This window comes from Caulobacter sp. SRI_008 (assembly GCF_057586355.1).
Genome location: NZ_JBYCZS010000019.1, coordinates 54,537 through 67,439 on the forward strand (window position 1 = coordinate 54,537; position 12,903 = coordinate 67,439).

14 protein-coding genes are annotated in these 12,903 nt (G+C 69.8%); 4 read left to right on the forward strand and 10 right to left on the reverse strand.

Features of this window, described 5'->3' with window-relative positions; genetic code table 11:
- Position 1: 1 nt before the first annotated feature.
- The 4 genes from AC2YHT_RS17145 to AC2YHT_RS17160 form a co-directional block, all read right to left on the reverse strand.
- Positions 2 to 574 (reverse strand): demethoxyubiquinone hydroxylase family protein, encoded by a 573-nt coding sequence (locus AC2YHT_RS17145; RefSeq protein ID WP_487290979.1) that lies wholly within the window; start codon positions 572 to 574, stop codon positions 2 to 4.
- 2 nt (positions 575 to 576) lie between these two features.
- On the reverse strand, positions 577 to 1,131 hold the full coding sequence (locus AC2YHT_RS17150) for a disulfide bond formation protein B (RefSeq protein ID WP_487290980.1): 555 nt from the start codon (positions 1,129 to 1,131) through the stop codon (positions 577 to 579).
- On the reverse strand, positions 1,128 to 1,733 hold the full coding sequence (locus AC2YHT_RS17155; RefSeq protein ID WP_110119330.1) for a YqaA family protein: 606 nt from the start codon (positions 1,731 to 1,733) through the stop codon (positions 1,128 to 1,130). The genes AC2YHT_RS17150 and AC2YHT_RS17155 overlap by 4 nt, the downstream gene beginning before the upstream one ends.
- A gap of 242 nt (positions 1,734 to 1,975) precedes the next feature.
- A complete protein-coding gene (locus AC2YHT_RS17160) occupies positions 1,976 to 4,201 on the reverse strand; it encodes a TonB-dependent hemoglobin/transferrin/lactoferrin family receptor (protein WP_487290981.1) in 2,226 nt (741 codons plus the stop codon).
- A gap of 162 nt (positions 4,202 to 4,363) precedes the next feature.
- On the opposite strand from AC2YHT_RS17160, the gene AC2YHT_RS17165 reads away from it, so the two are divergent.
- Positions 4,364 to 5,146, forward strand: a complete 783-nt coding sequence (locus AC2YHT_RS17165; protein ID WP_487290982.1) for a DUF4198 domain-containing protein — start codon at positions 4,364 to 4,366, stop codon at positions 5,144 to 5,146.
- Between the two features lie 8 nt (positions 5,147 to 5,154).
- Positions 5,155 to 5,616 carry an EF-hand domain-containing protein gene (locus AC2YHT_RS17170; RefSeq protein WP_487290983.1) on the forward strand — a complete coding sequence of 154 codons (462 nt, stop codon included), beginning with the start codon at positions 5,155 to 5,157 and terminating at the stop codon, positions 5,614 to 5,616.
- Between the two features lie 156 nt (positions 5,617 to 5,772).
- On the opposite strand, the gene AC2YHT_RS17175 is transcribed toward AC2YHT_RS17170, so the two are convergent.
- The 4 genes from AC2YHT_RS17175 to AC2YHT_RS17190 are packed head-to-tail and all read right to left on the reverse strand — an operon-like array spanning position 5,773 to position 7,672.
- Positions 5,773 to 5,904 (reverse strand): hypothetical protein, encoded by a 132-nt coding sequence (locus AC2YHT_RS17175; RefSeq protein ID WP_255580316.1) that lies wholly within the window; start codon positions 5,902 to 5,904, stop codon positions 5,773 to 5,775.
- Between the two features lie 22 nt (positions 5,905 to 5,926).
- Positions 5,927 to 6,811: an alpha/beta fold hydrolase gene (locus AC2YHT_RS17180; RefSeq protein ID WP_487290984.1), complete on the reverse strand. Its 885-nt coding sequence runs from the start codon at positions 6,809 to 6,811 to the stop codon at positions 5,927 to 5,929.
- 31 nt (positions 6,812 to 6,842) lie between these two features.
- The gene (locus tag AC2YHT_RS17185; protein ID WP_110119325.1) at positions 6,843 to 7,079 is read right to left on the reverse strand and encodes a helix-turn-helix domain-containing protein; all 237 of its coding nucleotides are present in this window, start codon (positions 7,077 to 7,079) and stop codon (positions 6,843 to 6,845) included.
- On the reverse strand, positions 7,079 to 7,672 hold the full coding sequence (locus AC2YHT_RS17190; protein ID WP_487290985.1) for a DUF2975 domain-containing protein: 594 nt from the start codon (positions 7,670 to 7,672) through the stop codon (positions 7,079 to 7,081). Before AC2YHT_RS17190 ends, AC2YHT_RS17185 begins: the two co-directional genes overlap by 1 nt.
- A 147-nt stretch (positions 7,673 to 7,819) precedes the next feature.
- Between AC2YHT_RS17190 and AC2YHT_RS17195 the strand changes: the two genes are divergently transcribed.
- The gene (locus AC2YHT_RS17195) at positions 7,820 to 8,338 is read left to right on the forward strand and encodes a hypothetical protein (protein WP_487290986.1); all 519 of its coding nucleotides are present in this window, start codon (positions 7,820 to 7,822) and stop codon (positions 8,336 to 8,338) included.
- Here the strand turns inward: AC2YHT_RS17195 and AC2YHT_RS17200 are convergent.
- Together AC2YHT_RS17200 and AC2YHT_RS17205 are read right to left on the reverse strand one after the other, a co-directional pair.
- Positions 8,299 to 9,129, reverse strand: a complete 831-nt coding sequence (locus AC2YHT_RS17200; protein WP_487290987.1) for a glycoside hydrolase family 16 protein — start codon at positions 9,127 to 9,129, stop codon at positions 8,299 to 8,301. The two genes, AC2YHT_RS17195 and AC2YHT_RS17200, sit on opposite strands and share 40 nt — an antisense overlap.
- A complete protein-coding gene (locus AC2YHT_RS17205) occupies positions 9,126 to 10,922 on the reverse strand; it encodes a polysaccharide deacetylase family protein (RefSeq protein ID WP_487290988.1) in 1,797 nt (598 codons plus the stop codon). Before AC2YHT_RS17205 ends, AC2YHT_RS17200 begins: the two co-directional genes overlap by 4 nt.
- A gap of 183 nt (positions 10,923 to 11,105) precedes the next feature.
- On the opposite strand from AC2YHT_RS17205, the gene metG reads away from it, so the two are divergent.
- Positions 11,106 to 12,815 carry a methionine--tRNA ligase gene (gene metG / locus AC2YHT_RS17210; RefSeq protein WP_487290989.1) on the forward strand — a complete coding sequence of 570 codons (1,710 nt, stop codon included), beginning with the start codon at positions 11,106 to 11,108 and terminating at the stop codon, positions 12,813 to 12,815.
- The last annotated feature ends 88 nt before the right edge of the window (positions 12,816 to 12,903 follow it).

Below are 12,903 nucleotides of genomic sequence, written 5' to 3' on the forward strand. Positions count from 1 at the left end.
CCTACAGCTTCTCGCTGAGCTTGATCGCCACCTTGCAGCCGGTCTGGATCACGGCGCTGAGCAGGGGATAGGCGGTGGCCTCGTGGGCGCCTTCCTCGATGGCGAGGTCGCGGTGCATCAACTCATCGTCACGGAACTTGGAAAGCTCGGCGGCCAGGGCCGGGTCGCGGTCCTTCAGCTCCTCGATCTGGCCGGCGTAGTGCTTCTCGATCACCGACTCGACGGCCTCGGTGCAGGCGTGGGCGGCCTTGTCGCCGATCAGGGCGGTGCCGGCGCCAAGCGTGAAGGCCGCCAGCCGCCACAGGGGCGACATCAGGGTGGGGCGCACCTTGCGCTCGGCCAGCAGTTCGTCGAAGCGCGACAGGTGGACCTGCTCGTGGCCCTCCATTTCCTTCAGCTGCTCGGCGATGCGCTCCCGGCCGCGGGCGTGCTTCATGACGGCCTGCTGGCCGCGATAGATGTGCACGGCGGCCAGTTCGCCGGCCTGGTCGACGCGCAGGATCTCGGCCAGGCGCGCGGCCTGGGCGCCACGGCCGGGACGGGGCGGGACGGCTTTCTGCTGGGCGGCGCTCATGTTCAGGCCTCCTGCTTGCGAAGGGCGGCGAAGGCCGAGACGACGGCCAGGCCCAGCGAGACGAGGGCGTTCCAGCCGGCCATCGACAGGCCCAGGAACACCCAGGCGGCCTTGTCGCACATCGGGGCGGCGATCTTGGCGCCCTTCAGCATGGCCACCAGGTCGTCGGAGGTGGCCAGACCCCCGCCGGTGCAGGTGGTGGGGCCGGGCCACCACTTCCATTCGACCCCGGCGTGGAAGGCCGCCAGGCCCGCGCCGTAGAGGAAGATCGCGCCCAGCAGCCACAGGGCCGGGCGGCGCAGGCGCGGCCACAGGGCGGTGCGCTGCAGGATCGCGGCGATGAGGCCGACGGTTCCGGCGACCCAGTAGACCTCGCGCTGCTTGAGACACAGATGGCAGGGCGCCAGGCCCCCGAAGGTCTCGAAGGCGTGGGCCGCGCCCAGCATGATGGCGCTGGCGGCCAGGGCCAGGACCGGCCAGTGCCGGGCGACCCAGTCCAGCGGCGGGCGCTTGGGAACGAGAGGGCCGGTAGAGATCGTCGGGGTGTCGGTGGTCATCCGGCGCACGCGCCTCCGCTGCTTCCCCCCAGGAAATGGCTCGCGCCGAGACCGATGACAAGGAGCAGGATCAAACCGCCGGCCACCAGGGCCAGGCGACGCTCGATCACCGGCAGCAGGGTGGGGCCGAACTTCTTGACGACAAAGGCGACCAGGAAGAACCGTCCGGCGCGGGTGGCGGTGCAGGCCGCCACGAAGATCGGGAAGCTGAAGTGCAGCAGGCCCGAGGTGATCGTGACCAGCTTGAACGGGATCGGGGTGAAGCCCTTGGCGATGATCACCCACGAGCCCCACTGGTTGTACCAGCACTCGGCGTCGGCCAGGGCGGTCGGCTTGCCCAGCATCGCCAGCAGCTGCTGCGCGCCGGCCGTGAAGAAGAAGCCGATGCCGTAGCCGACGATGCCGCCCAGCACCGAGGCCAGGGTGCAGAGGGCCGCGTAGCGCCAGGCGCGGTCGGGCCGGGCCAGCACCATCGGAGCCAGCATGATGTCCGGCGGAACGGGGAAGAACGAGCTTTCGGCGAAGGAGACGGCGAACAGGCTGGTAGGGGCGTGGCGCGAGGCGGCGAGGCCCATGACCCAGTCGTAGAGGCGGCGCAGCATACGGACTCCCATTTGCGGAACGCGCCGTTGCTAGCAGGGGGCGGGGCGCTTGTCCCGGCCGATGCGTCGGTGTGTTGCGGTTCTTTTCAAGGCGATGCGAAGGCGAGCGCGAAGGGGCGTTCCAGATACGAAAACGCCCCGTCCTCCAGGCGCCGGGCCGACATGGCGCGGAGGAGGACGGGGCCACGCGGTCGCCGCAACATTACGACCGCGCGTCTCGAAAGAGGTCGGGGGAGCGACCTCTAGAACTTGACCGCCAGCGAGACGCTGTAGTTGCGGCCAGGAGCGGTGTAGCCGTCGACGACCACCGGCTGGGTGGCGGTCGGGGTGGTGGTCGCGCCGCGCACGTCGCTCCACCACCAGTACTTTTCGTCGGTCAGGTTGAAGACGCCGCCGCGCACGGTGACGGCCTGGGTGACGTTCCAGTAGCCGGTGAGGTCGGCGGTGCTGAACGCCGGCGGGGCGAAGCAGGTCCCCGAGCAGGTGACGCCCAGGCTGTCGAACGACTTCTTCTGCACGTGCATGACGTTGAACTGGCCGCCGAAGCGACCGGCCGGGTCACGGTAGGACAGGCCGGCCGTGAACTTGGCCGGATCGACCGACTGCAGCGCGGTGCTGACGCCGGCGGTGTTGGTCGAGAAGCCGCGGGCGTAGGCGGCGGTGCCGATCAGGCGCCAGTTGTCGCCGATCAGGACCTCGCCGCGGGCCTCTGCGCCGCTGATCTCGGCCTCGGCCAGGTTGACGTACTGATAGACGGCCGGGTTGGTGGCGGTGAACGCGCCGCTGACCTGCACCTGCTCGATGAAGTCGTCGTACTTGCCGGTGAAGCCGGTGACGCCGAGGTTCCAGGTCGGGCGGCGCAGACGGACGCCCAGTTCGAAGCTGCGGCTGGTCTCGGGCTTCAGGTTGGGGTTCGAGATGGCCGTGTAGAAGCTGGTCGGGTTCGAGAAGCCGTTGTTGACCTGCGACGGGGCGGGGGCCTTGAAGCCGCTGGCGGCGTTGGCGAACACGCTGATCAGGTCGTCGACCTTCCAGACCGCCGACAGCTTGGGCGAGACGTGCGAGTCGCTCTGGCCGACCGGGGTGTTGGCCGTGAACAGCGGGTCGTTCTTCGGGTCCAGCTTGTAATAGTCGTAGCGCAGAGCCGGGTAGAAGGTGACCGGACCGGCCGCGAACTCGTCCTGCACATAGGCGCCGACCAGGGTGTAGTCGGTGGTCGGGAAGGCGCGGTTGGGGAAGGTCTCGCCGGCCGGCGGCACGGTGCCCGTGCGCAGGCTCTGCTGCTGGGTCAGCGAGGCGTCGGCGCCCCAGACGATGCGGTGCTCGGCGCCGCCAAGCTCGGCCTTGCTGACCAGTTCGAGCGCGCCGCCGAACACTTCGTTGTCGAACTTGGCGTCGCGGGTGCGGTCGGCGGCGGTGTTGCGGTCTTCGGCCGAGTACTGCCGGGTCGTGCTGTTCTGGTAGTAGGCGGTGGTGCGGGCGCTCTCGATGAAGCCGTCGCCGCCGGTGAAGACGTGGGACAGGCTGACGCGGTCGCGACGCATCTTGTCGAAGGCCGTCAGGCCGATCACCGAGGTCGAGGCCGTCGGGCTGATCGCGATCGCCGACAGCACGTTCCAGTCGATGTCGCGGTCCAGGTGGTCGAGCGTCAGGGTGAACTTGTTGCGGTCATCGAGGTTGAAGACCAGCTTGCCGAGCAAGGCGTTGGACTGGTTGTCCTCGGGATTGGCGACCGTGCGGGCGACGGTGCGCGAGGCGTTGGTCCCTTGTGTCTCGGTCTCGTGGCCATCGCGGCGGGTGTAGGCCAGCAGGCCTTCCCAGCGGCCGGTCGTGCCGGCGACCAGGGCGCTTTCGCTCCAGCTTTCGTCGGCCGACGAATAGCCGACGCGGCCGCGGGCGGCGAAGTCCTTGCCCTGCAGGATGTCGGCCGGATCCTTGGTGAAGAAGCTGACCGAGCCGGCCAGGCCGTCGCTGCCGTAGAGGGCCGAGGCCGGACCGCGGACGATCTCGACCGACTTCAGCACGTCGACGTCGACATAGTCGCCGCGACCGGCGGATTGGGCGCCGAAGGCGTAGCTGTCCGGGATGCGGACGCCGTCGACCATGATCAGCACGCGGTTGCCTTCGAGGCCCCGGATGGCGAAGCCGGCGTTGCCGTCGCGGCCCGTCGAGGCGCCGGCGGCGGTGAAGCGCGAGGGCGCGCTGCGCACCGAGACGCCCGGCTCGAAGCGCACCAGGTCCTTCACGTCCTCGACCAGAGCGTCCTCGATCTCCTGGCTGGTCGTCACGGTGACGGTGGCCGGGACGTCGAGCACCGACTTTTCGCCGCGGGTGGCGGTGACGGTGATCTTGTCGAGTTCGGCCACGTCGCCCGCAGGGGCGTCAGGCGCGTCGGCGGCGTGGGCGGCGGCCGAGCAGAGCAGGGCGGCGGCGGATGCGGCGGCGAAGAAGAGCGTGTTGCGAGACAAGGAAGAACCCCCAGGTAGTCGGCCTTGATGCGAATTGTTCGCATTCGTTGGGAGCGTGCTAAAACCGTCTGGCGGCCTGGTCAAGTTATTTGCAATTGATTCTTAGATTCATCCGCAATAGGAGCCTCTGCAACGACCGATCGTCCTGGAAGGGGGATTCCGATGAAGACCATGCTCGCTTCGGCGGCGCTGCTGGCGGGCCTGGGCCTGGCCGGCCTGGCGCACGCCCACTCGCCCTACATGCTGCCCAGCACCTTCGACGTCTCCGACCGGAAGATCGTCACCGTGCAGGGCTCGTTCACCGAGACCTTCTTCACGCCTGAAGTGGCGATGAAGTCCGACACCTACGCCGTGGTCGGCCCGGACGGCCAGCGCAAGCCGCTGACCCCGACCTACCTGCGCGAGATGGCGCTGGTCGAGGCTCCGGTCGAGGCCGCCGGCACCTACCGCATCACCACCGGCCAGCGCGTCGGCCGCGTCGGCAAGGCCGCCCTGATCAAGGGCGAGTGGGAGTTCATGGAGCCGGGCAAGGCGCCCGCCGGCGTCCAGGTCGTGGACATGCAGAGCATCACCACCGCCGACGTCTACGTGACCCGCGGCGCGCCGAGCACGGCCGCCCTGGCCCCGGTCGGCAAGGGTCTGGAATTCCAGGCGGTCACCCATCCCAGCGACATCACCACCGGCCAGACGGCCAAGTTCGTGGTGCTGTACGACGGCAAGCCGGTGGCCGGCCAGGAGGTCACGCTGACCGGCGGCAACGACCGCTATTCCGACGTCAAGGCCGCGCCGGTCACCGTCAAGAGCGACGCCCAGGGCCGCTTCGAGATCAAGCCGGACCACTCGGGCGTCTACCAGGTGCAGGCCCGCTACCGCGTGGCCCCGGCCGCCGAAGGCCAGCCCGGCCAGAGCCACACCTACTCCCTGACCTTCGAATCCCTGCGCTGAGAACCGACATGATCCGCAAGAGCCTGATCCTGGCCGCCGCCCTGGCCGCCATCTCCGCCCCGGCCCTGGCCGCCTCGCACGCCCGCGACACCTTCATCAAGGAACAGGACGTCAACGGCGACGGCGTGGTCACCAAGGAAGAGTTCGTCATCACCCGCGACCAGCTGTTCAAGGCGATCGACGCCGACAAGAACGGCTCGCTGTCCAAGGAAGAGTACGTCGGCGAGTTCAAGGCCCGTCTCGAAAAGCGCCTCGCCGCCTCGCCCGATACGGCCGAGAAGAAGGAAGAGGAGCGCGTGCGCCAGATGCGCCAGGCCGACGTGCGCTTCGGCGTGCTCGACAGCGACAAGAGCGGCGCGATCACCCCGGCCGAGTTCGCCTATTCGGGCTGGCGGATGTTCGTGACCCACGACACCAACAAGGACGGGACCGTCTCGGCGGCCGACCCGATCCCCGCCGACACCAACTGAGCCGACGCCAACCGAGCCAACACCAACTGAGATCGGCGGCCTGACGCGTGAGCGGTCCTCGCGACCGCTCCGCGAAAGCCTGGGGGGCTGCGGGCCGCCGCCGCCCCTGGCTCCGTTCATCCCCTTGAGGAGCCGGGGGCGATACCCCAGACCGACCTAGCGCTCGTCGCTGAAGCCAGCGACCAGGCCGTCCTTGAAACCACGCACCTCGTCGCCGATCAGCACGTTCAGCGCCAGGAAGGCGGCGATGGCGTAGAGCAGGGCCAGCGAGCGGTCGCGCCGAGTCATTGATCGTCTCCAGATTGCAATATCAATTGACCTCCATCTGGGCGGATTGTCCAGCCACGCTTGCGTTGGAGACGAAGTCCTCGATCGCCCGCACGAAGGCCTCGGGGCGCTCGATATAGAGGAAGTGGCCGCTGGCCGGGACCACGACGCGTTTCACGTCGGGCAGGGCGGTCTCCAGGGCCTTGGCCTGTTCCTGCACGTCTTCGATGTCGACCTCGCCGACCAGAATCAGCGTCGGGACCTTGATCTCGGCCAGCCGCGGCCTGGCGTCGACGGCGAAGCGCTCCTTCTGGTTGGCGCCGACATTGCCCGGATGGGCCTTCAGCTGATCCACCACCCACTGGCGCTGGGCGTCCGCGTCCTTGGTCAGGATGTAGGGATCGCGCGCCGCGCCCTCGATGTCGCCCAGCTTGAACAGCGTCATCAGCTTCAGTCCCCGCGCGATGAAGCCGGCCGAGGGCTTGAAGCCGGCCACGAAGGGTCCCACCAGCACCAGGCGCGAGACGCCGTCCGGATGGGCAAGGGCGTAATCGACGGCCAGGCCGCTTCCGGCGGAGGATCCTACCAGCACCGGCCGCTCGATCTTCAGGGCGGCGATCACCGCCTCCAGGTCCCTGACCGTCTGGTAGGGCGCGGCGGCGGGCGTCGAGGCGCCGAAGCCGCGCCGGTCGTAGCGCACGACCCTGTAGCGCTCGCACAGGGCCGGCCAGGTCGCGTCGAAGGCGGCCTTGTGCAGTATGCCGTCGTGCAGCAGCACCAGGGTGGTCTCGCCCTGGCCGCAGGTCTCGTAGGCCAGGCGTCCGTTCTCCACCTCGACGAAGGTCTCGGCGGGCTGGGCCATGGCGGGAGCGGCGAGCAGCAGGCATGCGGCCGCGATCGCCCGAACGGGCGTGGACAGAAGGCGCATCTTTCGTCTCCGGTGTGAGGGAAGGGCGGGCTCAGCCCGCGTCGCGGATCTCTTCGACGCCGTCGTCAGGCAGGTATTCCAGGATGTCGCCCGGCTGGCAGTCGAGGTAGCGGCAGATGGCGTCGAGGGTGGACAGGCGCAGGCCCTTCACCTTGCCCGACTTAAGGAGGGACAGGTTGGCGTCGGTGATGCCGACCGCGCGGGCCAGGGTGTTGGAGCGCACCTTGCGGCGGGCCAGCATGACGTCGAGGCGGACGAGGATCGGCATCAGACGAACGCGTCCCGGTCTTCCTCGATCTCGCGGCCGACCTGCATCACCTGGGCGATGACGAAGACCAGCAGGCCCAGGATCAGGCCCTGGATGCTCGAGAGGTGGAACCAGTTCCTGTCGATCTCCCAACCGGTCGCCGACAGGAAGAGGTGGCACAGGAAAGGCGAGACGGCGTAGGCGCACAGCCAGGCGCCGACCCGGCCGATGTGGCGGGCGTTGGCCGCGCCGAACACCTCGCCGCCGGCATAGAGCAGAAAGAGCGCCCGCAGGTGGGCCAGGATCGCCAGCACCGGCGCGATGCGTAACGCGCCGACCAGGGCGTAGGCGGCGCGGTGCGGGAACGACAGCGAGGCGAAGGCCACCGAGTCCGGCGGTCCCTTGCCGATCCAGGCCGCCGTCGGGCCGATGCGGAAATTGTCGCCCGGCCAGGCCAGCACGGCCAGGATCAGCACGCCGGCGATCAGGCCCGTGAGCGCCAGCAGGGCGGTGAGCAGCCAGGCCAGGGCGCGGCTGCCCAGCCGCAGCCGGCGATGGCTGGCCGAGGGCGGCGGCGCGACCGGCGGTGGTCGCAGCGAGACGACGGTGGACACGGAAACCTCCCCTGGGCTTCGATGGATCATCGTTCTTACAGAAAATAATTTCTGTCAAACGATATGAATCGATCGTCTACCGAGACGGGGCGAGGAACGCGGACGGGGTTGGCCCATTGAAGTCGGAGCAAGCGGGGAGAGCGCGGCATGCGGCGACGAACGGCGGCCTTGATGGTGCTGGCCCTGGGGCTTTCGCCCCTGGCCGCCTGCCTGCCCAACGGCGTCAAGGACGCCTCGAAGCTGGCGATCTGGCAGGCCAACGGCCTGCCGGCCAAGGCCACTCTGCTCAACCGCATGACGCCCAAGGGCTTCTTCGGACCCAAGGCCGAATGGTCGGGCGCCGGTCCGGCGGTGTGGACGGCGACGGCGGGCGAGGGGATCGTCCTGACCGCCCGTGACGCGGCCAATGGCGAGGCGGTCAGTTACACGCTGGTCGTCGCCGAGCGGCCGGCCTCGGTGGAGAAGGGCTCGCCGATCCGAGACTTCGTGGTCGCCGTCGCCCCGCCGCACCTGGTCTCCGATGCCGAGGCCATCGCCAAGCGGCTGCAGATCTTCTCGGACGCCTCGGAGCCCGCCGACGCGGCCCTGGGCGGCCTGCTGTTCCGCTATACTCCGGCGGGCGCGGGCTACCGGATCGACGTCGCGCCCGCCTCGTCGCCGCCGTAGACCCGCACCCAGTCGACCAGCAGGCTTTCGGGCAGGGCCGCGTCGTCGACGCCCTTGCGGCCCGTCGTCTCGGCCCAGCGACCGCCGACCGCCAGGTTCAGGATCAGGTGGAAGCGCTCGTCGAAGGGGCGCCCGCCCGGGCGGCTGAAATAGGGCTTGCCGTCGATCGACCAGGTCAGCCGGCGCGGCGTCCAGTCCAGGGCGAAGACGTGGAAGGCGGTCAGGTCGTCGAGCCGGGTCTCGGCGTTGTCGCTGCGGTTGGCGGCCAGGGTCGGGCCGTGATGCGCCGCCGCCCGCACCACGTCGCGGCAGGACAGGCAGCGGACGCCCAGGTTCACCGCCTCGGCGATGTCGAGTTCGCCGGACAGCGGATAAGGGCCGTAGTTGTCGTGTTCAGGCAGCATCCAGATCGCCGGCCATAGGCCCTGGCCCAGAGGCAGCTTGGCCCGCACCTCGATGCGGCCGTAGCGGAACGAGGCCAGGCCCTTGGTGTGGATCCGACCCGAGGCGTAGTCGCGGACGACGCGGGGCGCGCCTGGGGCGGCGTCGCGAACGGCTGGGCCGGTGGTCTTTGCCCGTCGCGCGGTTAGGCGCAGCACCCCGCCCGACACCGAGACGGCGGCGGGCGTGTAGCACTGGCGCTCCTCGTTGCCGCCGCCCCAGCAGTCGTTCGAAACCGCCCACCTGGCGGGATCGAGCCGCTCGCCGTCGAACTCGTCGGACCAGATCAGGCGTGGCGCGGCCACGGCCGGAGCGGCGAGCATGGCCAGCAGCAGGGCGAGGCGGATCACGGGATCGCCGTCGTCGAGCGGCCGCCCTCCGGCAGGGCCAGGGTCACGGTCTTCTTGCCGGCCTTGGGCAGCAGCACCTCCACGCCCGACACGGCCCGGGGCGCGGCGGCGGTGAGGGCCCAGCCGGCGCCGCGCGGCTCGACGTCCAGCTCAAGGGCGTCGCGAGCCGACCACCAGTCGCCGAAGCGGTCCGTCGCCCCCATCCAGGCCCGGCCCTTCCAGCGGTCGGCCAGGGCCGCCTCGAAGGCCAGCTTGTCGCCGACCGTGTTGGGGTGGATCAGCACGGTGACCACGCCCCGGTCGCGGGCCACCCTGGCCACCAGGGCGTCGGCGGCGTCGAGCCGTTGCAGCAGGGCTGGCGGCGCCTCGTCCTCGATGGCGACCGGGAACTCGAACACCGGCTGCAACGCGCCGTCCGCCCGGCCGTCGGTCAGCTGGAAGGGCAGGTGGGTCAGCACGGTGTTGGCGGTGATCGATGAGGAATAGCGGTAGCCGCTGGCGTCCAGGGCCTGGGGCAGGGTGAAGGGATAGGCCAGGCGACCCGGTCGGAACGAGACGACCCGCGCGCCCGCCAGCCGTTCCAGCAGGAACTTCGACACTCGCAGTTCGCCGAGGATCGACGCGCCCCGGACGGTGTCGACCGTCTCGACGAACGGCCGGTAGCGGGGATAGCGCTCGCGGCCGTTGCCCAGCGGCATGGTGTGCTCGAAGGCCCCGGAGTGGGCGACGGTGTGGCTGCCCACCTCCTGGCCGCGCGCCAGCAGGCCCTTCACGTCGGCCACCGCGGCCTCGTCGAAGAACACCTTGTCGTTGTAGTCCTTCATGTACTTGGTCTGGACGTAGAAGGTCCCGCGGATGTCGCGCGCCTTCAGGGCGTCGGCATAGGCCAGGGCGTTGCGCACCGACGGGCCGTAGTCGACGTCGTGGGTGAACAGGATCGACACCTGCTTGCCGGCCGGGGCGGTGGAGACCAGCCAGGGCATCGGCTCGCCGGCCACGTAGAGGTCGCGCACCCAGCGGAACAGGCTGTCGAGCGAGGGCTCGTAGCCGTTGACGTAGCGGCGGGCCAGGGCCTCGGCCCGGCCGTTCATCGAGCGCTGGGCCAGCGAGCCGAGATCGACGCCCAGCACGCAGGCCTGGCCGCCCACTTGGCGGCAGGCGGCGGCTGTCGAGCCGTCGTCGAAGCGGGCGGCGACCTGCGCCGTCCCCGGCGCGTAGCCGACGCTGGCGACCTTGGCCTCGCCGGCCGAGGAGACGACGATCTCGTCGGTCTCCGGCTCGCCCGTCGTCTGGCTCCAGCGCAGCCGCAGGCGGGACGAGGCCTCGGTTCCCGGACCGACGCCGAACAGCTCGCCCAGCCCTCCGCCCGCCAGGTTGAAGGCCAGCACCGTGCCGCCGCTCCGCACATGCTGGGCCAGGGCCCGCAGTTGCTCGGCGCTCAGCACCCGGCCCGAGACGATCGGATAGACCAGCACCACCTTGTGGGTCAGGGCCTTGGCGGGATCCTCCGTGACCGTGATCGGCACGCCGTGGGCGCGGAAGCCGCGCACCAGGCCCAGCCACCCCGACTGGGGGTCGGTGACCAGTATGGCCAGGCGGTGCGGGCCGCCCCTGTCGAACTGGGCGATGCGGGTGCGGGGCGGCTCGACGATCTTCGAGGCCTGGGCCGGGCCGCGCACGCTGGGGAAGACGTGCATGACCGAGGGATCGGGTCGTTCGCGCCACCACCACCAGCCGCCGGCGAGCAGTACGGCCAGGACGAGCAGCAGCAGCGGCAGGCGGCGTCGGAACATGCGTCCTCCGGTCGGGGAAGAGGGGCGCGGCCATCCAAACCCGAAAACGCCAAACGCGCGAGCCTGTGATTTCGCCGCGCGGCGAGGTTGCGGTCGAGCGGCGAAGCTTTCCCTTCGGCGCGGGGGCTTCTATATGCGGACGCTTCCTGTTCGTTGTTCGCCCCCGGAAAGACGCCCCGTCCCATGGCCCGCATCCTGATCACCTCGGCCCTGCCGTACATCAACGGCATCAAGCACCTGGGGAACCTCGCGGGCTCGATGCTGCCGGCCGACGTCTATGCGCGCTTCCAGCGGGCCCGGGGCCACGACACCCTCTACATCTGCGCCACCGACGAGCACGGCACCCCGGCCGAGCTGGCCGCCTCGGCCGCTGGCCAGGACGTGGCGACCTATTGCGAGGAGCAGCACGTGCTGCAGCACGACGTGGGCCGCGCCTTCGGCCTGTCGTGGGACCATTTCGGCCGCTCGTCCTCGCCGCAGAACCATCGCCTGACCCAGCACTTCGCCGAGGTGCTGGAAGCCCAGGGGCTGATCGAGGAGCGGGTCGACCAGATGGTCTACTCGATCGACGACCGCCGCTTCCTGCCCGACCGCTACATCGAGGGCACCTGCCCGCACTGCGGCTTCGAAAAGGCCCGCGGCGACCAATGCGACAACTGCGGCAACCTGCTGGACCCGACCGACCTGAAGGACCCGTACTCGGTGATCTCGGGCTCGCGGAACCTGGAGGTGCGCGACACCAAGCACCTCTACCTGCTCCAGACCAAGATGGCCGAGCGCATCCGCGCCTGGGTCGACGCCCACCCCGACTGGCCGACCCTGGCCAAGTCGATCGCCTACAAGCACCTCGACGAAGGCCTGATCGATCGCGGCATCACCCGCGACCTGGCCTGGGGCGTGCCGGTGACCAAGGACGGCCTGCCGCGTCCGGGCATGGAGGAGAAGGTCTTCTACGTCTGGTTCGACGCGCCGATCGAGTACATCGCCGCCACCCAGGAATGGGCCGAGGCGGGCGCCGATCGCGACTGGCGCTCGTGGTGGCGCACCGACGCCGGCGCCGACGACGTCCGCTACGTCCAGTTCATGGGCAAGGACAACGTGGCGTTCCACACCGTCAGCTTCCCGGCCACCATCCTCGGCTCCGAAGAGCCGTGGAAGAGCGTCGACATGCTCAAGGCCTTCAACTGGCTGAACTGGTACGGCGGCAAGTTCTCGACCAGCAACAAGCGCGGCGTGTTCATGGACGCGGCGCTCGACATCCTGCCGCCCGACCTGTGGCGCTGGTACCTGACCTCGAACTCGCCGGAAGGCAGCGACACGGCTTTCACCTGGGAGCAGTTCGCCAGCGCCGTGAACCGTGACCTGGCCGACGTGCTGGGCAACTTCGTCAACCGCATCCTGAAGTTCAACGAGAGCAAGTTCGACGGCCTCGTGCCGGAGGGCGGCGAAGCCGGCCCGCTGGAGGAGAAGCTCTACGCCGACGTCGCCGCGCGCCTGGCCGACCTCTCCGAGCAGATGGACGCCATCGAGATCCGCAAGAGCGCCCAGGCGCTGCGGGCCCTGTGGGTGGTCGGCAACGAGTACCTGCAGGAGGCCGCTCCCTGGACGGCGATCAAGACCGACCGCGACCGCGCCGCCGTGATCGTGCGCACGGCCCTGAACCTGGCCGCGCTCTACGCCCGTATCTCCGCGCCGTTCATCCCGTTCGCCGCCGAGAAGATCGGCGAGGCCTTCGCCCAGGCCTGGCCGCCGGCGTGGCCGACCGCCGACGTCGCCGCCGAGCTCTCGACCGTACCCGCCGGCCAGGCCGTGCGTGCGCCGGAGGTCCTCTTCAAGAAGATCGACGAAGACATGATCGCCGAATGGGCTGCGCGGTTTGGAGGGGCGGAATGACCTGATCCCTCTCCCCTTGTGGGAGAGGGTGGCCCTGCGGAGCAGGGTCGGGTGAGGGGTCTCTCAAAAGCCAGACGCCGCGACAGCT

Excerpts from the sequence above, each read along its gene's own strand:
- AC2YHT_RS17145 (WP_487290979.1), bottom strand. The coding sequence starts at position 574 with ATGAGCGCCGCCCAGCAGAAAGCCGTCCCGCCCCGTCCCGGCCGTGGC.
- AC2YHT_RS17150 (WP_487290980.1), bottom strand. The coding sequence starts at position 1,131 with ATGACCACCGACACCCCGACGATCTCTACCGGCCCTCTCGTTCCCAAG.
- AC2YHT_RS17155 (WP_110119330.1), bottom strand. The coding sequence starts at position 1,733 with ATGCTGCGCCGCCTCTACGACTGGGTCATGGGCCTCGCCGCCTCGCGC.
- AC2YHT_RS17165 (WP_487290982.1), top strand. The coding sequence starts at position 4,364 with ATGAAGACCATGCTCGCTTCGGCGGCGCTGCTGGCGGGCCTGGGCCTG.
- AC2YHT_RS17170 (WP_487290983.1), top strand. The coding sequence starts at position 5,155 with ATGATCCGCAAGAGCCTGATCCTGGCCGCCGCCCTGGCCGCCATCTCC.
- AC2YHT_RS17175 (WP_255580316.1), bottom strand. The coding sequence starts at position 5,904 with ATGACTCGGCGCGACCGCTCGCTGGCCCTGCTCTACGCCATCGCCGCC.
- AC2YHT_RS17180 (WP_487290984.1), bottom strand. The coding sequence starts at position 6,811 with ATGCGCCTTCTGTCCACGCCCGTTCGGGCGATCGCGGCCGCATGCCTG.
- AC2YHT_RS17185 (WP_110119325.1), bottom strand. The coding sequence starts at position 7,079 with ATGCCGATCCTCGTCCGCCTCGACGTCATGCTGGCCCGCCGCAAGGTG.
- AC2YHT_RS17195 (WP_487290986.1), top strand. The coding sequence starts at position 7,820 with ATGCGGCGACGAACGGCGGCCTTGATGGTGCTGGCCCTGGGGCTTTCG.
- AC2YHT_RS17205 (WP_487290988.1), bottom strand. The coding sequence starts at position 10,922 with ATGTTCCGACGCCGCCTGCCGCTGCTGCTGCTCGTCCTGGCCGTACTG.
- metG (WP_487290989.1), top strand. The coding sequence starts at position 11,106 with ATGGCCCGCATCCTGATCACCTCGGCCCTGCCGTACATCAACGGCATC.